Raw genomic sequence first — 21593 nt, forward strand, 5'->3', positions numbered from 1 at the left:
ACGGATGCTAGTGTGATGCCAATAGGCATCGCAGGAGGATTTCTCATGAACATCATTTGGTTGGGCCATGGCAGCTTTCGCATTGAAACCGAAGGTCAGGTGCTACTGGTCGACCCGTGGCTGACCGGCAACCCGTCTCTGCCCGAGGATCAGCATGATGCGGCCGTTGAAGGTGCCACGCATATCCTTCTGACCCACACGCATTTCGACCATGTCGTCGACATCCTGCCTTTGGCCAAACTCCTGAAGGTACCGGTGGTCGGTCAGTATGACCTCATGGGCTATTGGGCCGAGGCCGAAGGGATCGAGACCATCGGCTTCAACAAAGGCGGAACAGTCAATCTGAACGGCATCAAGGTAACCATGGTGCCCGCCTCGCACAGCTCGACCTTTTCGACCCCGGACGGGCTGCGCACCGGCGGCAGTGAGGTCGGGTTCATGATCGCAGCCGAGGGGCGCATGCTCTATGTCTCGGGCGATACCGATGTCATGGCGGATATGGATTGGATGGCGGATTACTACAAACCCGATATCGGCATTTTGTCGGCAGGCGGACATTTCACCATGGATATGAAAGCCACCGCCTATGCCGCCAAACGGTATTTCAATTTCAAAACGGTGATTCCCTGCCACTACAAAACCTTCCCCATACTTGAGCAATCCGCGCAGACACTGATCGACGGTCTGCCCGGTGTGGACGTGATCGAGCCTGAAGTCATGAAAGCGATCTCTCTCTAATGCCCGCGTCAGATTTTAGCGCGCAGGAATACGCAGACCGCCTGAGCAAAACCCGCGCGGCGATGAATGCGCGCGGGATTGAGACCCTACTGGTCACCGACCCGTCCAACATGGCCTGGCTTACTGGGTATGACGGCTGGAGCTTCTACGTCCCGCAGATGGTGATCTTGCCTGCACAAGGTGCGCCTCTGTGGTGGGGGCGTACGCAGGACAAGGCCGGTGCCGCGCAGACCACGTGGCTGGACGCGGCGGATTTGTTGGATTGGCCGGAAGAACACGTTCAGCATCCGGACCACCATCCGGTCGACGCTCTGGTTCTTGCGCTGCGCGACCGGGATTGGACCCGAGGGCTGGGCGTCGAGATGGACAATTACTACTACTCCGCCGCCAGCCACCGCATTCTTGAGCGCGCCTTCGGTGAAATGATTGACGCCACGGGTCTTGTGAACTGGCAGCGTGCGGTCAAAAGCGACGCCGAGATCGACATGATGCGCAAGGCGGGCCAGTTGACCGCGCATATGCATGGGGTGCTGCGCGAGGCATTTCGCGAAGGCCTGCCCAAGAACCAACTGGTCGCCCAAGTGCAGGCCGCAGGCATCGCAGGCCTGCCCGGTTTGGCGGGCGACTACCCCGCGATTGTACCGATTGCACCTTCGGGGCGTGAGGCCTCGGCTTCGCATATCACCTGGAATGACAGGCCTTTGGCGCGCGGAGAGGCCACCTATTTCGAGATCTCCGGCTGCTACCGGCGCTATCACTGCCCCGCCAGTCGCAGCCTGTTTCTGGGCGATCCACCGGATGACATCCGCCGGGCCGAAGCGGCAGTTCTGACGGCGATTGAGGCCACTCTGGCAGCCGCCCGCCCCGGCATAACATGCGAGGAAATCGCCACTTGTGTCTACGACAGTTTCGCCCGCGCCGGATATGAAAAGGCCAACCGTACCGGCTATCCTATCGGCCTCAGCTACCCGCCCGATTGGGGTGAGCGCACGATGAGTCTACGCCCCGGCGACACCACGGCATTGCAGGAAAACATGACGTTTCACCTGATGCCGGGACTGTGGACTCCGGACTGGGGGCTGGCGATAACCGAAAGCTTTGTCGTGACGCCGGAGGGCGGCCAACCGCTGGCCGATATCCCGCGTGAGATGGTGGTTAAACCCTAGTAGTCACGTTGGCTCGCGAAAAAGCGCCTGAGCAGGTCGGCCGCCTCGTCGGCTGCGATGCCATCATAGACCTCTGGCTTGTGATGGGCCTGCGGGTGCGCGAAAACCCGTGCGCCATGGGCGACTCCACCTGATTTCGGGTCGGACGCCCCGTAGTAGATGCGGCGGATGCGTGCTGCGGCCAAAGCCGCGGCGCACATCGCGCAAGGCTCTAGCGTTACATAGAGGTCATGACCGGGGAGCCTTTCCGAGCCTGCCTCGGCACAGGCGGCGCGCAGCGCCAGTATCTCGGCATGGGCGGTCGGATCGTTCAGCTCTCGCGTGCGATTCCCGGCAGAGGCCACGACCCGGCCATCAGGCGCGACGATCACCGCGCCGACGGGAACCTCCCCCCGTTCAGCGGCCGCGCGGGCCTCGGACAGTGCCTTGTCCATATGTGATTTGAACACCATGCCCTTGACTGCCTCAGAAACCTGCCTTTCGCAAGCGGGCGGGATGGGGTATGGCCCTGCCATGAGCAACACCCCTCCTCCCGGCGACCGGATCGCCAAAGTCCTGGCCCGTGCTGGCGTAGCCTCGCGGCGCGAGGCGGAACGCATGATCGAAGCTGGCCGCGTCAGTGTGAACGGCAAGGCTATCAAAAGCCCTGCCCTTAACGTGACCGGCAAAGACAGGATCACCGTCGACGGCAAACCGGTGTCGGAACCCGAACCCTCGCGACTTTGGCTGTATCACAAGCCGACCGGTCTGGTGACCACGACCAAGGACGAAAAAGGCCGCGCGACGATCTTTGACGAACTGCCCGAAGGCATGCCTCGGGTCATGTCCGTTGGCCGGTTGGACCTGAATTCCGAAGGGCTGTTGCTGCTGACCAATGATGGCGGCATCAAACGCAAGCTGGAGCTTCCATCAACCGGTTGGCTGCGCAAATACCGCGTGCGGGTCAACGGACGCCCCAAGGACGAAGATTTCGCCCCCCTGCGCAAAGGTCTGGTGATTGAAGGCGAAAGGTTTCAGCCCATGACCGTCTCGCTTGATCGTCAGCAGGGCGCAAATGCCTGGCTGACCATCGGCCTGCGCGAAGGCAAAAACCGTGAGATCCGCCGCGCGATGGAGGATATCGGTTTTACCGTGAACCGCCTGCTGCGCGTGTCTTACGGGCCGTTCCAACTGGGCGACCTGAAACCGGGTGAGGTTGAAGAGGTCCGCCGCCGCGTAATGCGCGATCAGCTGGGTCTGGATGGGGATGAAAAACCCGAAGGAACAGCGAAACGCGCGACCCGACCGCAGCGAAAACGCCCTCCGATCGGCAAGAAACCCCGCAAGTGATGCGGGTTTGACAACCTTCCCCCTAGCGCCAAGCCCTCGTATCCCCTAAATTTTCTGTGAGTGCTGCTATTTGGGGGGCTGAATGTCCGGGAGCGGAGTGCAAAAACTGGCCTATGCGGCCCTTCTGGTGCTGCTATTTGGCGTCTGCACCGGCCTGTTTGGGGGTCTGTAGCCATGGCCAAACGGTTCGGTGGCAAATACAGCCCTCAGGGTGAGGACTCGCCAGACAGCCCGCTGCCGCGCGGCCAGTTTGACAATGCTCGGGTTGAACCAGCAGGCGCGCGGGCGAATATCCTGTTCATTCCCGCCATCCCTCTGGTCTTTTTGTCGCTGAACGATGGCGCTATTGGCATGACCATGGGCCTTGTTGCCGCTGGCCTTCTGACCGCTGCCGCGTTTTTGCTGCGCGAGGGGTTGCGGGCCGAGGCCGCCTATAACGCCCGCAAAACCGCGCGTCGCCCGGCCTTCCCTCGCAAGATCTTTGCCAGCGTTCTGACCGGGCTTGGGGCAGCGCTCGCGTCCTACCGGACCGAGTTTCTGGACGCTGAGACCGCGGCGCAAGCAAGCCTTGTAGCCCCAATCCTGTTCGGCGCCGCCGCCGCGACCCTGCATTCCGTGTCCTTCGGCTTGGATCCCATGAAAAACAAGGGGATGGAGGGCGTCGACACGTTCCAGCAGGACCGTGTCGCTCGCGTTGTCGATGATGCCGAAAAGCATCTGGCCGAGATGACGGATGCGATCAAACGCGCCGGAGATCGCCGGATCGAGGCGCGTGTCGAGCGATTTCAGGACACCGCCCGTGATCTGTTCCGCACGGTCGAAGAAGATCCGCGCGATCTGGCGGGCGCACGGAAGTATCTGACCGTCTATCTACAGGGCGCACGTGATGCGACGGTCAAGTTCGCGGATGTATATGCCCGCACCCGCGACGGGCAGGCCTTGGCCGACTACTCCGCCCTATTGAATGATCTGGAACAGAATTTCGCCGCGCGTACGCGCAAAATGCTATTGGATGACCGCAGTGATTTGACGGTCGAAATCGACGTGCTGCGTGAAAGACTGCAGCGCGAAGGCGTCCGGCTGGACTGACCGGCCCTTCTTATTTGAGCGAGGAACTCCCCTATGTCCGACGAGATCAAGAACAAAGCGGTTGAGGCCGAAACACTTGTGCAAGAGGTCACCGCGGTGGCCCTGCCCGAACCGCAGGCCGAGGTCGTCTCGCTTGAAGAGGCCGACGAACCCGTCAGCGCCGAGATCCGCAAGCGCATGGATGAGATCGACATGGGCAACACCAATTCGATCGTCGCCTTCGGCTCGTCCGCGCAGGCCGAATTGCAAGAGATCAGCCAAGCCATGCTTGCAGATGTGCGCAATAAGGATGTTGGCCCTGCAGGCGACAGCCTGCGCAACATCGTCACCACGATCCGGGGGTTCTCGGTCAGTGAGCTGGACGTGCGGCGCGAACGCAGCTGGTGGGAGAAACTGCTGGGCCGCGCCGCTCCATTCGCCAAATTCACCGCCCAATACGAAGAGGTGCAGGGGCAGATCGACCGCATCACCGACGATTTGTTGTCTCATGAACATACGCTGCTGAAAGACATCAAATCGCTGGACCTGCTCTATGAAAAAACGCTGGGGTTCTATGACGAGCTGGCGCTCTATATTGCTGCGGGCGAGGAAAAGCTGACCGAGCTGGACAGCCACGACATCCCCGAGAAAGAGGCCGAGGTTCAGGCAGCGCCCGAAGACCAGCAGGTCATGAAAGCGCAGGAGCTTCGCGATATGCGCGCAGCACGCGACGATCTGGAACGCCGGGTGCATGACCTGAAACTGACCCGGCAGGTGACGATGCAGTCGCTGCCCTCGATCCGGTTGGTGCAGGAAAACGACAAATCTCTGGTGACGAAGATCAACTCAACCTTGGTCAACACGGTTCCGCTGTGGGAAACCCAGCTGGCGCAGGCCGTCACCATCCAGCGCAGCGCCGAAGCCGCCGCTGCCGTGCGCGACGCCAATGATCTGACCAACGAGCTACTGACCTCAAACGCGGCCAACCTACGCGAGTCGAACAAGATGATCCGCGAAGAGATGGAGCGTGGCGTGTTCGACATCGAAGCCGTCAAACAGGCCAACGCGGACCTGATCGGCACGATCAATGAAAGCCTGGCGATCGCGGACGAAGGCAAAGCCAAACGTGCAGCCGCCGAGCAAGAGCTTCAGAAGATGGAGGCCGAATTGCGCGACACGCTGGCCGCCGCCAAGGCACGGCGTGACGGGACCGGCGACAATGCCGGAACGGCTGTTCCGGGATAAGGTGGGCTGGGCGTGCGGCCTTTGACCTGTCTCAAAACGGGCCTTGGTGTTCTGGGGCTTCTAGCGCTTGCGGGGTGCGAAGAGGCGCTGACCTCTTCGGTCGTTCCTCAGGTGCGGCCTTCGGCCCCGCCGACTGCGGCGAACGCCTATGTGACGCCATCCGCGGCCAGTCAGGACCTCGCCCGGTTCTATATGCGGATCGAGCGGGACCTGCTGACCCGCGGCCTGCTGCGCACCGATGGCGGAGGACCAGACACCCCTTATGACGCCGACGACCTGAGCCGGAACTTTGAGGCCATCGCTTTCTACAGCGAATATCCTGATCACACTGTCTCGCTCGGGTCGCGGCAAACGGATGGGCAACTCAGCCGCTGGTCAGGACCAGTTCGCATCCAGACCGAGTTCGGACCCTCGGTCCTGCCCGCAACCCGCACCAGTGACGCGGATCAGGTGCAGTCCTATGCCGCAAGGCTGGCCAAACTGACCGGTCATCCGATCTCGACCGTCAGTCGCAAAGCCAATTTTCATGTGTTCTTTGCTGGCAAAGATGACAGCGCCTATGTTGTCACGCGCCTCAAGGAACTGGTGCCCAACATCAGTCAAGCCTCACTGGATCTGGTCGCCAATCCGCGCGCGAGTTTCGACTGTTTTGTGTTTGCTTCGGCCACCCGCAACGATCCGAACAAATACGTGCGTGCAGTGACGCTGATCCGGTCGGAACTGCCTGATCTGGTGCGGCGCAGCTGCATTCACGAAGAGATTGCGCAAGGGCTGGGCCTGTCCAATGACAGCCCTGCCGCGCGGCCTTCGATCTTCAACGATGATGACGAGTTTGCTTTGCTGACAAGTCATGATGAGAAACTACTGACAATGCTTTATGATCCGCGTCTTTCGCCCGGAGTGACGGTCGATCAGGCCCGCCCCGTGGTGCGGATCATTGCGCGTGAATTGATGGGGCAGCCGCTCTGACCCCAAAGACAGGAGAACCCAAATGGGAATTTTCGATTTTCTGACCGGCGAATTTATCGACGTCATTCACTGGGTCGATGACACCCGAGACACCATGGTCTGGCGGTTCGAACGCGAAGGGCACGAGATCAAGTATGGTGCCAAGCTGACCGTGCGCGAAGGTCAGGCGGCGGTGTTTGTCCATGAAGGGCAATTGGCAGATGTGTTCACACCGGGTCTCTATATGCTTGAGACCAATAACATGCCGATCCTGACGACGTTGCAGCACTGGGATCACGGCTTTCAGTCTCCGTTCAAGTCCGAGATCTATTTCGTCAACACGACGCGGTTCAATGATCTGAAATGGGGCACCAAGAACCCGATCATGCTGCGCGATCCGGAATTCGGACCAACCCGCATTCGGGCCTATGGCACCTATACGGTACGGGTGAAAGACCCGGCAAAATTCCTTGTCGAGATCGTCGGAACCGATGGTGAATTCACCATGGATGAGATCAGCTTTCAGGTCCGCAACATCATCGTGCAGGAATTCAGCCGCGTGATCGCCGGATCCGGTATTCCGGTTCTCGACATGGCCGCGAACACCGCCGATCTGGGCAAACTGATCGCAGCCGAAGTCTCGCCCGTGTTGGAAGGCTATGGGCTGGAGATGCCTGAGTTCTACATCGAAAACATCTCGCTTCCGCCTGCGGTAGAGGCCGCGTTGGACAAGCGCACCTCAATGGGGCTGGCGGGCGATCTGGGCAAATTCACCCAGTATTCCGCCGCCGAGGCGGTGACCGCTGCGGCCAACAATCCCGGTCAGGGCGGCGGTATGGGCGCGGGTCTTGGCATGGGAATGGGCATGGCGATGGCCAATCAGATGGCGAACATGGCAGCGGGCCAACCGAGCGGCCCGTGGGGATCGCCCGCCCCCGCTGCCCCGCAACCATCCGCGCATGCGGCACCGCCGCCTCCTCCGCCCGTTGAGCACGTATGGCATATCGCGGTGGACGGTCAGACCAGCGGACCGTTCTCGAAGGCCAAGATGGGGCGTATGGCTTCGGACGGGGAACTGACACGCGAGACACATGTCTGGACCGCAGGTCAGGACGGCTGGAAGAAGGCAGGCGAGGTGCAGGAACTGGCGCAGTTGTTCACGATCCTCCCTCCGCCCCCGCCGGGTGCGTAAGCGGTAGCAGGCGGGCAGATGACCGAAGAACACCGCTTTCCCTGCGACCAGTGCGGCGCGGATTACCGGTTCAATCCCGGCGATGGCACATTGACCTGCGACCATTGCGGCCACTCCGAACCCATTGACTCAGGCCCCTGGGGCGGTGCGAGCCTACGCGAGCTGGATTTTGATGCCGCCATCGCAGACCGCCTTCCAGACAGCGAGATTGAGGAAACGCGGGTTCTGTCCTGTCCGAACTGTGCCGCTCAGGTCGAGTTCGACCCGAATACACACGCAGCGGAATGTCCGTTCTGTGCCACTCCGGTGGTGACGGATACAGGCGTCAACAGGCATATCAAACCCAAGGGTGTGTTGCCTTTTGCGCTGGATGAACGGTCCGCCCATAAGGCGATGGGGGATTGGCTGGGCCGGCTTTGGTTCGCGCCGAACGGGCTGAAGGATTATGCGCGCAAGGGGCGAAAAATGCAGGGCATATATGTGCCCTACTGGACCTTCGACGCGGACACCAAATCCAGCTATCGCGGGGAGCGTGGCACCGTTTACTACGAAACGCGTACTGTCATGCGCGACGGCAAGCGGGTGCAACAACAGGTCGCCAAAGTGCGCTGGAGCCCAAAATCCGGCCGCGTCGCGCGGTTCTTTGATGATCTTCTGGTGTTGGCCTCACGCTCGCTGCCGAAGAAATACACCGACGCGCTGGAGCCTTGGGATTTGCCCGCGCTTGAACCCTACCAGCCGCAATACCTGGCTGGGTTCCGGGCCGAGGCGTATTCGGTCGAGTTACCCGATGGGTATTCCGAGGCGCGGGCGCATATGGCGCGCGTGATCGAGCGTGACGTGCGCTTTGACATCGGTGGCGACCGGCAGCGTATTCACGCAGTGGACACGGATGTACGCGATGTGACGTTCAAGCATATCCTGCTGCCCATCTGGATGGCTGCCTATAAGTATCGCGGGCAAACCTATCGATTTGTGGTCAACGGGCGCACTGGTCGGGTACAGGGTGAACGACCGTGGTCTGCGATCAAGATAACCATTGCGGTGGTCCTCGGCCTGCTTGTGGCGGCGGGCGTGGGCTACGTGATGGCGACGTCGCAAGGTTAAGCCTACCAAAATCACACAGGCAGGCGTTTTCCCGAATACGTGCAAGACGCTGGATGACAAGTGGGCCTCCGGCGGCTAAACCGACTGCTGAACGCATGCGATTTGGGGAGAGCGATGCGCGCAGTCTTACAAAGGATATCAAGGGCGTCAGTCTCAGTGGATGGCGCTGTTGTCGGTCAATCGGGACCGGGCCTGATGATTCTCGTCTGCGCGATGCAGGGCGACAGCGAAGAGAACGCCTCGAAACTGGCGGCGAAGACCTCCAAGCTGCGGATCTTCAAGGATGAGGCCGGTAAAATGAACCGATCTGTCGTGGACATTGGCGGCTCGGCCCTGGTTGTCAGTCAGTTTACCCTTGCTGCGGATACGGCCAGCGGTAACCGGCCCGGATTTTCGCAGGCCGCTGCGCCGGATGTCGGGAAACACCTTTATGAAAGTTTTGCCAAGAACCTCGCCGCGTGCGGAATCGCGGTTGAGACAGGGCAATTCGGGGCCGACATGGCCGTTGAGCTGGTCAATGATGGGCCAGTGACAATCTGGATGGAGAATTGATGACCCGCGCTGAACAGGCAATCGCACTCTGGCAAGCCGGAGTCGCGGCGGTAGACGGATACACGGCGACCCGCAAAGCACTCTCCGATGTTGCAAAACCGGATCGGATTCTGGCAGTTGGCAAACCCGCGGCGGCGATGGCCCGAGCGGCATTGGATCATTTCGGAGACATCCCTGCGCTGGTGGTCACCAAGGACGATCACGGGCGGGATTTGCCAGAAGGCGTTGAGGTAATCGAGGCCTCACATCCCGTCCCGGACAGCCGCAGCCTTGCAGGCGGCAGGGCACTGCGCCTCGCGGTCGAGGCTATGCCGCCCGAGGCGCATTTGCTGCTGTTGGTGTCGGGCGGCGCGTCCTCGCTGGCCGAAGACTTGATAGGTGGCAAAACGCTTGAGGATCTGGAGGCGTTGAACAAAAAGCTCCTGTCCGAGGGACTTGATATCGGGGCGATGAATTCGGAACGACGCAAGATTTCGCAGGTCAAAGGCGGAGGATTGCTGTCCCGGCTCAAAGGCCGAAAGGTCACGGTTCTGGCGATCTCGGACGTGCCGGGGGATGACCTGAACGTCATCGGCTCGGGCATCGGTGCGCTGCCTGAACAGGTTTCTTACGAGGCCGAAGCGCAGATCATTGCCTCGAACGCCCATGCTCGTGCGGCAGCCGCCGAAGCGGCCGAGGATGCGGGTCTGTCGGTGTTGGCCAATGAAGAGGCCCTGCATGACGACTATCAGGCCGTCGCCACCGCAATCGGTGAGAAGCTGCGGCAGATGGGATCAGGCGTCATGGTTTTCGGCGGCGAGCCGACTGTTGTGCTGCCCCCAAACCCCGGACAGGGTGGGCGCAATCAGGCTTTGGCACTGGCACTGGCGCACGAGATTTCCGGCCTTGAAGATATCACGGTCGTGGTCGGAGGAACCGACGGAACGGATGGCCCAACCAACGCAGCAGGCGGGGTTGTTTCTGGCGCCACTTGGGCCAAAGGCGCGGACGAGGCGCTGGCTGCCGCCGATAGTGGGGCCTTCCTGGAAAACGCAGGCGCTTTGCTGGTGACCGGGCCGACAGGAACCAATGTCATGGACCTGATTGTCGCAATTCGGGATTAGAATGACGTATTTTCCCGATACCGACCTAGGCAACCAATAGATCATTTTCGACATAGCGGAGGACGCAAAGACAGGGCGCTATGACGGCTTTGATAAACACGGTATTGTCAGGCAAGGCACATTTGCGACACGGAATTCCACTTGCCCGACCCGCTGAAATGCGTCAACTTTGACTCACGCGTCAATAAAAAGCCCGAAAACGGGCGAACACAACCAACTGGGAGCTTCTGAATGAACGAACAACTCACTCACATGTCCAAACAGGTGACGGCAGGCAAACTGACCCGTCGCGAGTTCATGGGCAAAGCCGCCGCTCTTGGCGTTTCGGCAGCCATGGCCAGCACGATGTTTGCCGACGCGGCCCGTGCGGCCGGCCCGAAAAAGGGTGGCGATCTGAAATTCGGCTTGCAGGGCGGCGAATCGACCAACTCGCTGGACCCGGCGACCTATGCAAGCTCGGTCCCGTTCCAGAACGGCAAACAGTTCGGCGACCAACTGGTCGAAGTTGCACCCGACGGCACGATCGAACCACGCCTTGCCGAAAGCGTCGAAGGCAGTGCGGATGCCAAGGTCTGGACTTTCAAGCTGCGTCAGGGGGTCGAGTTCCACAACGGCAAGACCATGACCAGCGAAGACGTGCTGAAAACCATGCAGCGCCATTCAAACGAAGACTCCAAGTCCGGTGCTTTGGGCATCATGAAGGGCATCGAGTCGATGAAGGCCGATGGCGACAACTTCCAGGTCACACTGTCCGAACCCAACGCCGACCTTCCCTATCTGATGGCCGACTATCACCTGATCATTCAGCCGGATGGCGGTATGGAGAACCCGGCAGCCGGTATCGGCACAGGTCCCTACAAGCTGGAAGTTGATGAGCCCGGCGTCCGTCACCTTTTCACCAAGAACGAAAACCACTGGAACAGCGATTTCGGCAACTTCGACAGCGTCGAAGTGGTTGTCATCAACGACGCAACCGCCCGGACAGCCGCGCTGCAATCGGGTCAGGTTCACGCAGTAAACCGCGTCGAGCCCAAAGTTGCCGACCTGCTGGGCCGCGCGCCGAACCTAACGGTTCATTCGACCGCCGGTCGTGGCCACTATGTGTTCATCATGCATTGTGACACGGCTCCGTTCGACAACAACGAACTGCGCACGGCTCTGAAATACGCCATCAACCGCGCTGATCTGGTGGACAAAGTTCTGCGTGGCTATGGCTCGATCGGGAACGACATGCCGATCAACGCGGCCTACCCCCTGTTTGATGAGACAATCGAACAGCGTGAGTTCAGCGTGGAAAAAGCAGCCGAGCACTACAAGAAATCCGGTCACGATGGATCGCCGATCATTCTGCGTGTTGCAGATGGCGCCTTCCCAGGTGCTGTGGATGCGGCGGCGCTGTTCCAGCAAACCGCTGCTCAGGCAGGTATTCCGCTGGAAATCAAACGCGAACCCAATGATGGCTACTGGTCGGAAGTTTGGAACGTTCAGCCGTTCTGTGCCTCGTACTGGGGTGGTCGTCCGGTCCAGGACCAGATGTATTCGACCGCGTATCTGTCGAGCGCAGACTGGAACGACACGCGCTTCAAGGTTCAGGCCTTCGACGACTTGCTGTTCGCAGCGCGCGCCGAACTGGACGCCGAGAAACGCAAGGGTATCTACAGCCAGATGGGCCAGATGGTTCGCAACGAAGGCGGACTGATTTGCCCGATGTTCAACGACTTTGTCGAAGGCATCAGCAACCAGCTGGACGGTTGGGAATCTGATCCGACGCAAGAGATGATGAACGGCAACATCTCGCGCAAGATGTGGTTCGTGTAACTCGGGCAACGGATAATGCATCCTATCATCAAACTGGTTTCCCAGCGCCTTGCGCTGGGACTCCTATTGCTGCTCGGCGCTTCGGCTCTGATTTTTGGCCTGACCGAAGCCCTTCCCGGAGACGCCGCGCAAGCCGTCCTGGGGCAGTCCGCAACCCCTGAGGCCCTTGCCAACCTACGAGAAGAGATGGGCCTGAATCGCCCTGCCCTAACTCGCTATTTCGAGTGGTTGGGTGGCATCGCGCAAGGCGATCTGGGGCAATCCCTCACCAATAAGCTTGATATCTCTGAGAGCATCGGAAAACGCCTGGGCAATACGCTGTTCCTTGCTTGCGTCGCTGCAATCGTGTCCGTTCCGCTTGCGATCTTCCTTGGCCTTCTGGCAGTTCGGTTCCGCAATCGCTGGCCCGACAAGCTGATCTCGGCGATCACGCTGACGACAGTTTCAATCCCCGAGTTTTTGATCGGCTACGTTGTGATCTACTTTATCTCGGTCAAACTGGGCTGGTTCTCATCCTTGGCGATGATCAACGATTCAATGACCTTCGGACAGAAGCTAAATGCAATTGCCCTGCCGGCTTTCGTTCTGACGCTGGTGGTTCTGGCGCAAATGATGCGCATGACCCGCGCGGCCATTCTGAACCTCATGCAATCGGCCTATATCGAAACCGCCGAGCTAAAGGGCCTGAGCACCTTTCAGGTGATTGCACGCCATGCATTCCCCAATGCGATTTCCCCGATCGTGAACGTTGTGATGCTGAACCTGGCCTATCTGGTTGTCGGCGTCGTCGTGGTCGAGGTTGTATTCGTCTATCCCGGCATGGGGCAGTATCTGGTGGATGCGGTGACCAAACGTGACGTGCCCGTCGTGTTGGCCTGTGGCGTCGTATTCGCGGCCGTCTATATCGGCCTGAATATGGTTGCCGATATCGTGTCGATCCTTGCCAACCCAAGACTGAGGCACCCGAAATGATAAAGAATATTCCTCTTTCGGCACTGATTGGCCTCTTGTTCACTGGCGCCTATTTCTTTGTGGCCATCGCGGCCCCTCTAATTGCGCCCTACGGAATGGCAGAAGTTGTCGGCGATGTGTGGGAGCCTGCCAGCGCCGAGCATCTGCTGGGTACGGACAATATCGGGCGGGACCTACTGACCCGCATGATCTATGGCGGGCGCACGACGATCTTCATCGCCGCCGCAGCCACCTTGCTCAGCTTTCTGACCGGTACATCTCTGGGTTTGCTGGCCGCCGTTCTGGGCGGATGGGCGGATCAGGCACTCAGCCGGACTGTTGACCTGATCATGTCGATCCCGACCCTCATCCTGGCGCTGGTTATACTGGCCATCGTTCCGGTGACCGTTCCGATCCTGATCCTTGTGATGGGCCTGCTGGACGCAACCCGCCCCTATCGACTGTCGCGCTCGGTCGCGGTCGACATCAACGTGATGGATTACGTTGAAGCCGCGAAACTGCGCGGTGAAGGGCGCGCATGGGTTATCTTCCGGGAAATCCTGCCCAACGCTCTGTCGCCTCTGGTGGCCGAGTTCGGTCTGCGTTTCATCTTCATGGTTCTGTTCATCTCGACCCTGTCCTTCCTGGGCCTGGGCGTGCAGCCGCCGCTGGCGGACTGGGGCGGCATCGTGAAGGAAAACAAGGACGGTATCGTCTATGGCATCGGTGCTGCGCTGTGGCCCGCCGTCGCCATCGCGACGCTGGCCATCTCGGTCAACCTTGTGGCTGACTGGGTTCTGAACCGCACCACATCGCTGAAAGGAGGCCGGGGATGAGCGACGATATCCTTCTCAAGGTCCGCGACCTCAAGATCGGCGCGACCGTCTATCCGCCGGGCGAAAAGCCCCATGACATCGAAATCGTGCATGGGGTCAGCTTTGACCTTGAACGCGGCAAGGTACTGGGGCTAATCGGCGAATCCGGTGCCGGTAAATCCACCATCGGCCTGGCCTCAATGGCCTATGGCCGGGGTGGCGTGAAGATCACCGGCGGCGAGGTCTGGGTAAACGGGCGCGATATCCTCAAGACATCTCACGGGGATATCCGCAAGCTGCGTGGGGGTGAGGTCACCTATGTGTCCCAATCCGCTGCCGCGTCGTTCAACCCTGCCAAAAGGATCATGGATCAGGTTGTCGAAGCGGCGGTCGAGCAGAAGAAATTCACCCGCAAACAGGCCGAGGCCCGTGCGCGTGAACTCTTCGCCAAGCTGGGCCTGCCAGATCCGGACAATATCGGCAGTCGCTATCCGCACCAGGTTTCCGGTGGTCAGTTGCAACGCTGCATGACCGCGCTGGCCTTGTGCCCTGAGCCTGATCTGGTGGTGTTCGACGAACCCACCACAGCCTTGGATGTAACCACCCAGATCGACGTTCTGATGGCGATCAAAGAAGCCATTGCAGATACCGGCGTCGCCGCGCTCTACATCACCCACGACCTTGCGGTTGTGGCGCAGGTCAGCGACGACATCATGGTTCTGCGGATGGGCGACACGGTCGAGTACGGCAATACCGATCAGATCATCAACAACCCGCAGGAAGACTATACCAAGGCTCTGGTCTCGGTCCGGTCTATCGAACATGAAGAGAAAAATCCGACTGCGGAGCCGGTTCTTCAGGTCGACGGTATTACCGCACGCTACAAGGGTCTGAACTTCGATGTTCTGCACAACGTCAACGTAGAGCTTCATCCGGGGCAGACTTTGGCGGTCGTGGGCGAATCCGGGTCGGGCAAGTCCACGTTGGCGCGTGTCATCACCGGCCTGCTGCCTGCACGTGAGGGTGAGATCACCTTCAACGGGCGCAAACTGAGTTCGGATCTGAAGGGCCGCACGCGCGAAGACCTGCGTGAGCTGCAGATGATCTATCAGATGGCGGACACGGCGATGAACCCGCGTCAGACCGTCGGTACGATCATCGGCCGCCCGTTGGAGTTCTACTTCAACATGCGCGGGGCCGAGAAACGCAAACGCGTCGTCGAGCTGCTGGATGAGATCGAACTGGGCGAAAAGTTCATCGATCGCTATCCGGCAGAACTGTCTGGTGGTCAGAAACAACGTGTCTGCATCGCGCGGTCACTGGCGGCCAAGCCAAAGATGATCATCTGTGATGAAGTCACCTCGGCCCTTGATCCCCTTGTGGCTGACGGCATCCTGAAGCTGCTGCTGGATCTGCAGAAGATCGAGGATGTGGCATACCTGTTCATCACCCATGATCTGGCGACGGTCCGCGCAATCAGCGACAGCATCGCGGTTATGTATCAGGGTCGCGTCGCGCGCTATGGCTCGAAGTCTCAGGTGCTTAGTCCGCCATTCGACGACTATACTGACCTGCTGCTCAGCTCGGTCCCCGAGATGGAACTTGGCTGGCTGGAAAAAGTCGTTGCCAACCGCAAGATGGAGGCGGCAGGGAACTGACCCTTGCCCCAACCAACGCTATGAAATCCCGGCACGTGTCACAAACAGGTGTCGGGATTTTGCTATTCGGGGCGGGAATAGGCAGCCCAAGTGCAACGAATCTTTTAGGGTCGCCGGAAACACTCTCGAAAAGGGTCAAAATATGGACCGCAAACTCCTCCTCATCATTTTGGACGGCGTCCCGTGGCGCAACTTCCGCCGGTTGTTCGGCAATCTCGAAGGCTGGGTCGATAGTGGCGAGGCCCGCGTGTGGAAACTCCGCTCGGTCCTGCCGTCGACCTCGGCCAGTTGCTATGCTTCGATCCACACGGGCGTAACCCCGCAGGAACATGGCTGCACCGGCAACGGCAATGTCTTCCGCCTAAGCCACAAGGACGTGTTCAGCCAGGTCCGCGAGGCCGGAGGCGTGACCGGAGCCGTCACCCACAGCTATTGGTCGCAGTTCTTCAACCGCCATCCGTTCGACTATGTGCGCGACGTGGAATACGACGAGCACGAGAGCCAAACCATCAACCATGGCCGGTTCCACAGCATGACCGGCTATGGCAAGGCCAACCAGATGACGCCCTGCGATGTCGATCTGTTTGCCACGCTGACGAACCTGTGCCTGCGCCACGGGTTGGACTACGGCATCCTGCACACGTGCACCTTGGACAGCATGGGCCATCGCTTCTTCCACGATTGCGAGGAAATGGACCACGCCTGTTTCGTGATGGATGAGATGCTGGCCCCCTTCATTCCGAACTGGCGCAAGCTGGGCTATGAGGTCATCGTCACCGCCGATCACGGGCAGGACGAACGCGGTCACCACGGCGGGCGCAGCCCGTTGCAACAGGAAACCGCGCTCTACTACTTTGGCGATGCAGAAGGCCCAGAGGCCGATACCGTGATCGACCAGCTACAGCTTGCCCCTACCATCCTGACCCGTATGGGCGCGCCACTTGCGGACACGATGAAGGCCAAGCCCTTCCTGAGCTGATCAAAGCACTTCGCTGCCACATACGGCGGCAGGAATGTCCTGAACTTGGCAGGGCATTCCTTTTCTATACTGGACCCGAAATGGGTTAGTCGTAGGACCAGATCCCCTGCCCCAGCGCCTCAATGGCGATGGAAATCCGTTCAAAACTATCTGCCGCGCGCTTGACCGAGGTTCGGGCGCGCAGATAGCCATGGACGAGGCCGGGTTCGTTGATCCATTCTGCCCGTCCTCCGGCGGATTGGATCGCAGCGCAATAATCTGATCCATCATCCCTGAGAGGGTCGCAATCGGCGGTGATGACAACGGTCGGTGGCAAGTTCGAGAAGTCGGTATCCTGAAGCGGGGCAAAGGTTGGATCACCGCTCGGGGCTGGCCCTCCGCATCTGACGGTTTCGTAGAACTTAATATCCTGAAGCGTCAGCAACGGCGCATGCGCGTGTTCGATATACGAGCCTTTGGACGTATCACCGCCCAGCCCGGGGTAGATCAGGACCTGCCCCAAGATGTTCTCTAGCCGACCCCGCGCGTGGTGAGCAACAGATGCGGCCAGATTGCCCCCTGCGCTGTCACCAGCCAGGATCATCGGGTCGCCGAACTCTTCCGCTGCCCAGTTTGTAGCGGTCCAACAATCCTGAAACTGGGCCGGATGCACGTATTCGGGACACAAGCGATAGTCGACGGCGACAATCCGATATCCGGTCTGTGCGCAAATCTCGGCGCAGACATCATCGTGGCTATCCAGCCCCCCAACGACGAAACCGCCGCCATGGAAATAGACGACGGTTCGTGTCGGTTGCCCTGCGGTATAAAGGCGGACCGGCACGCCATTGGCGGACAGGTCCTGCACTTTCACCCCTTCGGGTCGCGGCTGGCGAAAGTCCTGACACATCGCGTCATAAACCTTGCGCTGGTCTTCAATCGAAAGACCCACCGCATCGTCAGGATAGCTTTCCGCCGTGCGTCTTATGAACGCCCAAGTTTCCTCATCAATCAGACGTTCATAATCCATGTTCCCTCCCGGTTAGGCTGCCCACTCCCACGGCCGGGTGTACGCGCCCAGCACTTTGCTGACATCGTCCTCGGATGTGCCGTTCGCGTCAAGCTGCGCGACAAGGCCACGCTTCTTGTCGTCGATGACCGAGACGACACGGGCATCAACGCCCGCTTGCTCAAGCGCGCCATTGTAGATCCGGGTGATCGCGTGCTTGCGCAGATCAGGTTTGAACACCTTACCAACTGCGGTCTTGGGCAATTCGGTCAGGATTGTCATGTGCTTGGGCTGAGCCGCGCGTTCATGGACATGGACCTTACAGAACTCCATCAACGCCTCTTCGGTGACCGAGGCCCCATCGACCAGTTCAACAAAGGCACAGGGCACCTCACCGGAATGGGCGTCGGGCTGACCAATGGCACCGGCAAAAGCCACCGCCTCATGCCCCAGCAGGGCCTCTTCGATCTCGGCAGGGTCAATATTGTGGCCGCCACGAATGATCAGGTCCTTGGCACGGCCAGTAATCCAGAGGTACCCGTCCTCATCAAAGCGCCCCAGATCGCCTGTGCGCAGATACTTTTCGTAGTGGTATAGGTTCTCGTTCTTTTCCGTCTCGGTGTAGGTATTGCCTGCAAAGACACCGGGGTTTGAAACGCAGATTTCGCCGATCTCATCCACCGCGCATTCCTTTGGACCGTCCGGGCTATCCTGCAGGATTTTGACATCGGTGTAGGGGAAGGGAATCCCGATCGAGCCGATCTTTTTCTCACCATCCACCGGGTTGCACGAGACAAGGCAAGTGGCCTCGGTCAAGCCGTAGCCTTCGACGATGGTCACACCTGTTGCCTCTTCGAACCGCCGGAAAAGTTCGACCGGTAGCGGAGCTGAGCCGGAAAACGCCGTTTTTACCGAGGAAATATCAGCATCCACGGGTCGTTGCATCTTGGCCGAGATCGCGGTGGGCACGGTGATGATGAAACTGACCTTCCAACGTTCGATCAGCTTCCAGAAATTGTCGAACACGCCATCGCCACGATATCCCTGAGGTGTCGGGAAAATTACATGCGCGCCCGAGGACACGGCCGCCATCCAGATCACATGCACGGCGAAGACGTGAAACATCGGCAGCGGGCACATGATGACGTCGTTTTCGTCAAACAACAGCGTATTGCCCAGCCAGCCATTGTAGATCAGGCCCGAGTATTTGTGCTGCGCCACCTTCGGCATGCCGGTCGTGCCGCCTGTGTGGAAGTAGCAGGCCACCCGGTCCTCGGTGCTGTCTGCGAAGGTCAGGGTCGTGGGCTGTTTGGCCAATTCCTGATTGAAGTTCTTATAGTCCGCATGCGCGAGCTTTGCCTTGTCGCCCATTTTCGGCCGCAGGAAGGGAACGATCCAGGACTTCGGCGGCGTCAGATAGCGGTTCAGGTCAATCTCGAGAACGGTGTTGACCTTGGGCGCATGGCGCACGGCCTCTTCCACCTTCTGCGCCACATCCGTTTTCGGGAAGGACTTGAGCGTGACGACAACCTTGGCACCTGTCTCGCGCAGGATGGCGGCGATCTGTTCCGGCTCGAGCAGCGGGTTGATCGGGTTCACGATGCCAGCGACTGCTCCGCCCATCAGGGTCACCAGCGTCTCGTTACAATTTGGCAGGATATAGGCCACCACGTCACTTTCGCCGATCCCGAGCGAACGGAACAGGTTGGCCGCCTGATTGACCTGCCCCAGTAGGTTGGACCATGTCAGTGTCTCGGCCTTGTCATTCGGACCTGAAAACAGCTGAAAACTGACCGCGTTGTGGTTTGGAAATTTCTCCGCCGTGCGCGATAGCAGCCGGTGGAACGTCACCGGCAGGTCGCGGTCCTCCCATGCCATTTCCTGTTCAATACGCGCTTTGTCTTCCTTGCCAACAAAGGCCATGTGGCTCCTCCCCGTGTTTTATTCTCCCGCGCGCCACACGCGGAGTGATCTTACCTCAGATGGGATCACAACCTTGGCGGCGCAAGCAAGGGCTTAGCGAGGGAAAAGTTGAAAATGTAGAATGACGCTACGGCGAAACGGCGATTGCCGGAGCGTCACTTTATTCCGCGGCGACGCCGTCAGTGAACTGAAGACGGGCCAAACGAGCGTAAAGCCCCCCTTGCGCCACCAGATCATCATGCTTGCCTTGGGCGACGATGCGACCGGCTTCCAGCACCACGATGCGATCTGCCTTTTTAACGGTAGCCAGCCGGTGCGCTACGATCAGGGTCGTGCGTCCGGCACGCATCTGATCCACCGCGCCCTGCACGGCCCGCTCGCTTTCCGCATCCAGCGCCGAGGTCGCCTCGTCCAGCAACAGAACAGGCGCATCCCGCAAAATGGCGCGTGCAATTGCGATCCGCTGTTTCTGCCCGCCGGACAGCATTACACCCCGTTCGCCAACGAAACTGTCATAGCCTTCGGGCAGTGCCGCGATGAAGTCATGCGCGGCAGCAGCACGCGCGGCGGCCTCGACCTCAGCGTCCGAAGCATCCAGGCGACCAAAGCGGATATTGTCACGGGCCGAGGCGGCAAAAATCACCGGATCCTGCGGGACCAGCGCCATATGCTGGCGGAAATCTGCCCGGTTCAGGTTTTGCAGATCCATCCCATCCAGCATCACGCGCCCCGAGTTCGGGTCGTAGAACCGCTGAAGCAACTGAACCACCGTTGTTTTTCCCGCGCCCGAGGGGCCAACGAAGGCAACCGTCTCGCCGGGATTAACCTGCAGGCTGAGCTTGTCCAGCGCCACCACATCGGGCCGCGCAGGATAGCGGAAGGTGACCTCTTCGAACCTGATCTCTCCGCGCACCGGTTGCGGCAACGGTTTTGCCTGGCCCGGGTCGATCACCGTGTCTTCGGCATTCAACAGCTCAACCAACCGTTCAGTAGCCCCTGCGGCACGCTGAAGTTCGCTCCAGATCTCGGACAAGGCAGCGACAGAGCCTGCCATGATGACCGAGTAGATGACGAATTGGATCAGAACCCCTTCGGTCATCACCCCGTTGCGCACGTCGTTGGCCCCCATCCACAGCACTCCAACGATGCCTGAGAAGACCAGAAAGATCACGATGACCGTCAGAATGGCCCGCGTCTGGATACGCCGTAGCGACACGACATACGAGGTCTCAGTCATATCGCCGAACTGCTGGCGGCTTGCACGTTCGTGGGTAAAGGCCTGCACGGTCTGTACCGCGCCCAGCGCTTCTCCCGCGTTGCCTGAAGAGGCCGCGATCCAGTCCTGATTCTCGCGGCTTATGGCGCGGAGCCTGCGGCCCAACACCAGGATAGGCACCACAACGACCGGGATCAGCAGCAAAACCAGCGCTGTCAGCTTGGCCGAGGTTAACAGCATCAGCACCAACCCTCCGACAAACATCAGCAGGTTGCGCAGGGCAATCGAGACAGATGACCCGATCACCGATTGAATCAGCGTCGTGTCGGTGGTGATCCGGCTCAGGACCTCTCCGGTCATGATGCGTTCGTAGAACTCGGGGCTCATACCGATGACGCGGTCAAAGACGGCCTTTCGAATATCGGCGACCACGCGTTCCCCCAGACGGGTGACAAGCGCGTAGCGGATGCCGGTGCCCACGGCGAGAATACCGGCGATACCCAGCGCGGCCAGGAAATACCAGTCCAGCAGCTCTCCGTCCTGAATGCGGAAGTTGTCCACCACGCGACGCACGGCCAAGGGCAAGGTCAGCGTCATACCAGCCGTCAGGACCAGCGCCAGTGTCGCTCCTAGCATCAACAGGCGATACGGCTTCATGAACGGCCAAAGCGATGTCAAGACGCCCAGCTTTTTCGAGCCTGCTCTTTCTTCGCTGGCGCCCGGCGCGGATGCGGTGGTCGTGCTGGCTATCTGTCTCGCCATGTGCGGCCCTTGTGTCTTCACTGTGTCTTCGATGC

Annotated in this window: 19 protein-coding genes; 15 read left to right on the forward strand and 4 right to left on the reverse strand. The window is 59.8% G+C overall.

The features are described from left to right. Positions 1 to 45 precede the first annotated feature (45 nt). Positions 46 to 738, forward strand: a complete 693-nt coding sequence (locus ACP15L_RS20390; protein WP_425085577.1) for a metal-dependent hydrolase — start codon at positions 46 to 48, stop codon at positions 736 to 738. Beyond that, entirely contained in the window at positions 738 to 1904 is a 1167-nt protein-coding gene (locus ACP15L_RS20395) for a M24 family metallopeptidase (protein WP_425085578.1), read from the forward strand. Before ACP15L_RS20390 ends, ACP15L_RS20395 begins: the two co-directional genes overlap by 1 nt. Here ACP15L_RS20395 and ACP15L_RS20400 read toward each other — a convergent pair. Beyond that, positions 1901 to 2356, reverse strand: a complete 456-nt coding sequence (locus tag ACP15L_RS20400; protein WP_425085597.1) for a nucleoside deaminase — start codon at positions 2354 to 2356, stop codon at positions 1901 to 1903. The genes ACP15L_RS20395 and ACP15L_RS20400 overlap by 4 nt on opposite strands. A 61-nt stretch (positions 2357 to 2417) precedes the next feature. On the opposite strand from ACP15L_RS20400, the gene ACP15L_RS20405 reads away from it, so the two are divergent. From ACP15L_RS20405 to ACP15L_RS20465, 13 genes are all read left to right on the forward strand, one after another. Next, the gene (locus tag ACP15L_RS20405; RefSeq protein WP_425085579.1) at positions 2418 to 3233 is read left to right on the forward strand and encodes a pseudouridine synthase; all 816 of its coding nucleotides are present in this window, start codon (positions 2418 to 2420) and stop codon (positions 3231 to 3233) included. Positions 3234 to 3407: 174 nt separating this feature from the next. Continuing rightward, positions 3408 to 4322 carry a 5-bromo-4-chloroindolyl phosphate hydrolysis family protein gene (locus ACP15L_RS20410; protein WP_425085580.1) on the forward strand — a complete coding sequence of 305 codons (915 nt, stop codon included), beginning with the start codon at positions 3408 to 3410 and terminating at the stop codon, positions 4320 to 4322. Between the two features lie 33 nt (positions 4323 to 4355). Continuing rightward, complete coding sequence (locus ACP15L_RS20415; RefSeq protein WP_170374831.1) at positions 4356 to 5546, forward strand: toxic anion resistance protein; 1191 nt, start codon at positions 4356 to 4358, stop codon at positions 5544 to 5546. A gap of 12 nt (positions 5547 to 5558) precedes the next feature. Continuing rightward, the gene (locus tag ACP15L_RS20420; protein WP_425085581.1) at positions 5559 to 6515 is read left to right on the forward strand and encodes a DUF2927 domain-containing protein; all 957 of its coding nucleotides are present in this window, start codon (positions 5559 to 5561) and stop codon (positions 6513 to 6515) included. A 22-nt stretch (positions 6516 to 6537) separates the two neighbouring features. Beyond that, the gene (locus ACP15L_RS20425; protein ID WP_425085582.1) at positions 6538 to 7686 is read left to right on the forward strand and encodes an SPFH domain-containing protein; all 1149 of its coding nucleotides are present in this window, start codon (positions 6538 to 6540) and stop codon (positions 7684 to 7686) included. 18 nt (positions 7687 to 7704) lie between these two features. Next, the gene (locus tag ACP15L_RS20430) at positions 7705 to 8793 is read left to right on the forward strand and encodes a TFIIB-type zinc finger domain-containing protein (RefSeq protein WP_425085583.1); all 1089 of its coding nucleotides are present in this window, start codon (positions 7705 to 7707) and stop codon (positions 8791 to 8793) included. A 114-nt stretch (positions 8794 to 8907) separates the two neighbouring features. Beyond that, the gene (dtd, locus tag ACP15L_RS20435; protein WP_425085584.1) at positions 8908 to 9345 is read left to right on the forward strand and encodes a D-aminoacyl-tRNA deacylase; all 438 of its coding nucleotides are present in this window, start codon (positions 8908 to 8910) and stop codon (positions 9343 to 9345) included. Beyond that, positions 9345 to 10448 (forward strand): DUF4147 domain-containing protein, encoded by a 1104-nt coding sequence (locus tag ACP15L_RS20440; RefSeq protein ID WP_425085585.1) that lies wholly within the window; start codon positions 9345 to 9347, stop codon positions 10446 to 10448. Before dtd ends, ACP15L_RS20440 begins: the two co-directional genes overlap by 1 nt. 231 nt (positions 10449 to 10679) lie before the next feature. Continuing rightward, entirely contained in the window at positions 10680 to 12266 is a 1587-nt protein-coding gene (locus tag ACP15L_RS20445) for an ABC transporter substrate-binding protein (protein ID WP_170691728.1), read from the forward strand. Between the two features lie 15 nt (positions 12267 to 12281). Beyond that, positions 12282 to 13238: an ABC transporter permease gene (locus ACP15L_RS20450; RefSeq protein WP_170374804.1), complete on the forward strand. Its 957-nt coding sequence runs from the start codon at positions 12282 to 12284 to the stop codon at positions 13236 to 13238. Then, positions 13238 to 14053: an ABC transporter permease gene (locus ACP15L_RS20455; RefSeq protein ID WP_170375341.1), complete on the forward strand. Its 816-nt coding sequence runs from the start codon at positions 13238 to 13240 to the stop codon at positions 14051 to 14053. The genes ACP15L_RS20450 and ACP15L_RS20455 overlap by 1 nt, the downstream gene beginning before the upstream one ends. Then, the gene (locus ACP15L_RS20460) at positions 14050 to 15690 is read left to right on the forward strand and encodes an ABC transporter ATP-binding protein (RefSeq protein ID WP_425085586.1); all 1641 of its coding nucleotides are present in this window, start codon (positions 14050 to 14052) and stop codon (positions 15688 to 15690) included. Before ACP15L_RS20455 ends, ACP15L_RS20460 begins: the two co-directional genes overlap by 4 nt. A 142-nt stretch (positions 15691 to 15832) precedes the next feature. After that, entirely contained in the window at positions 15833 to 16669 is an 837-nt protein-coding gene (locus ACP15L_RS20465; RefSeq protein WP_170718933.1) for an alkaline phosphatase family protein, read from the forward strand. A gap of 85 nt (positions 16670 to 16754) precedes the next feature. On the opposite strand, the gene ACP15L_RS20470 is transcribed toward ACP15L_RS20465, so the two are convergent. From ACP15L_RS20470 to ACP15L_RS20480, 3 genes are all read right to left on the reverse strand, one after another. Next, positions 16755 to 17678: an alpha/beta hydrolase gene (locus tag ACP15L_RS20470; protein WP_425085587.1), complete on the reverse strand. Its 924-nt coding sequence runs from the start codon at positions 17676 to 17678 to the stop codon at positions 16755 to 16757. Positions 17679 to 17690: 12 nt separating this feature from the next. After that, positions 17691 to 19580, reverse strand: a complete 1890-nt coding sequence (locus tag ACP15L_RS20475) for an acyl-CoA synthetase (protein ID WP_425085588.1) — start codon at positions 19578 to 19580, stop codon at positions 17691 to 17693. Between the two features lie 160 nt (positions 19581 to 19740). After that, complete coding sequence (locus tag ACP15L_RS20480) at positions 19741 to 21558, reverse strand: ABC transporter transmembrane domain-containing protein (RefSeq protein WP_425085589.1); 1818 nt, start codon at positions 21556 to 21558, stop codon at positions 19741 to 19743. Positions 21559 to 21593: the final 35 nt, after the last annotated feature.

It is taken from the genome of Ruegeria profundi (assembly GCF_049800715.1).
GTDB lineage: Bacteria > Pseudomonadota > Alphaproteobacteria > Rhodobacterales > Rhodobacteraceae > Ruegeria > Ruegeria profundi_A.

Excerpts from the sequence above, each read along its gene's own strand:
- ACP15L_RS20390 (WP_425085577.1), top strand. The coding sequence starts at position 46 with ATGAACATCATTTGGTTGGGCCATGGCAGCTTTCGCATTGAAACCGAA.
- ACP15L_RS20395 (WP_425085578.1), top strand. The coding sequence starts at position 738 with ATGCCCGCGTCAGATTTTAGCGCGCAGGAATACGCAGACCGCCTGAGC.
- ACP15L_RS20400 (WP_425085597.1), bottom strand. The coding sequence starts at position 2,356 with ATGGTGTTCAAATCACATATGGACAAGGCACTGTCCGAGGCCCGCGCG.
- ACP15L_RS20405 (WP_425085579.1), top strand. The coding sequence starts at position 2,418 with ATGAGCAACACCCCTCCTCCCGGCGACCGGATCGCCAAAGTCCTGGCC.
- ACP15L_RS20410 (WP_425085580.1), top strand. The coding sequence starts at position 3,408 with ATGGCCAAACGGTTCGGTGGCAAATACAGCCCTCAGGGTGAGGACTCG.
- ACP15L_RS20415 (WP_170374831.1), top strand. The coding sequence starts at position 4,356 with ATGTCCGACGAGATCAAGAACAAAGCGGTTGAGGCCGAAACACTTGTG.
- ACP15L_RS20425 (WP_425085582.1), top strand. The coding sequence starts at position 6,538 with ATGGGAATTTTCGATTTTCTGACCGGCGAATTTATCGACGTCATTCAC.
- ACP15L_RS20430 (WP_425085583.1), top strand. The coding sequence starts at position 7,705 with ATGACCGAAGAACACCGCTTTCCCTGCGACCAGTGCGGCGCGGATTAC.
- dtd (WP_425085584.1), top strand. The coding sequence starts at position 8,908 with ATGCGCGCAGTCTTACAAAGGATATCAAGGGCGTCAGTCTCAGTGGAT.
- ACP15L_RS20440 (WP_425085585.1), top strand. The coding sequence starts at position 9,345 with ATGACCCGCGCTGAACAGGCAATCGCACTCTGGCAAGCCGGAGTCGCG.
- ACP15L_RS20445 (WP_170691728.1), top strand. The coding sequence starts at position 10,680 with ATGAACGAACAACTCACTCACATGTCCAAACAGGTGACGGCAGGCAAA.
- ACP15L_RS20450 (WP_170374804.1), top strand. The coding sequence starts at position 12,282 with ATGCATCCTATCATCAAACTGGTTTCCCAGCGCCTTGCGCTGGGACTC.
- ACP15L_RS20460 (WP_425085586.1), top strand. The coding sequence starts at position 14,050 with ATGAGCGACGATATCCTTCTCAAGGTCCGCGACCTCAAGATCGGCGCG.
- ACP15L_RS20465 (WP_170718933.1), top strand. The coding sequence starts at position 15,833 with ATGGACCGCAAACTCCTCCTCATCATTTTGGACGGCGTCCCGTGGCGC.
- ACP15L_RS20470 (WP_425085587.1), bottom strand. The coding sequence starts at position 17,678 with ATGGATTATGAACGTCTGATTGATGAGGAAACTTGGGCGTTCATAAGA.
- ACP15L_RS20475 (WP_425085588.1), bottom strand. The coding sequence starts at position 19,580 with ATGGCCTTTGTTGGCAAGGAAGACAAAGCGCGTATTGAACAGGAAATG.
- ACP15L_RS20480 (WP_425085589.1), bottom strand. The coding sequence starts at position 21,558 with ATGGCGAGACAGATAGCCAGCACGACCACCGCATCCGCGCCGGGCGCC.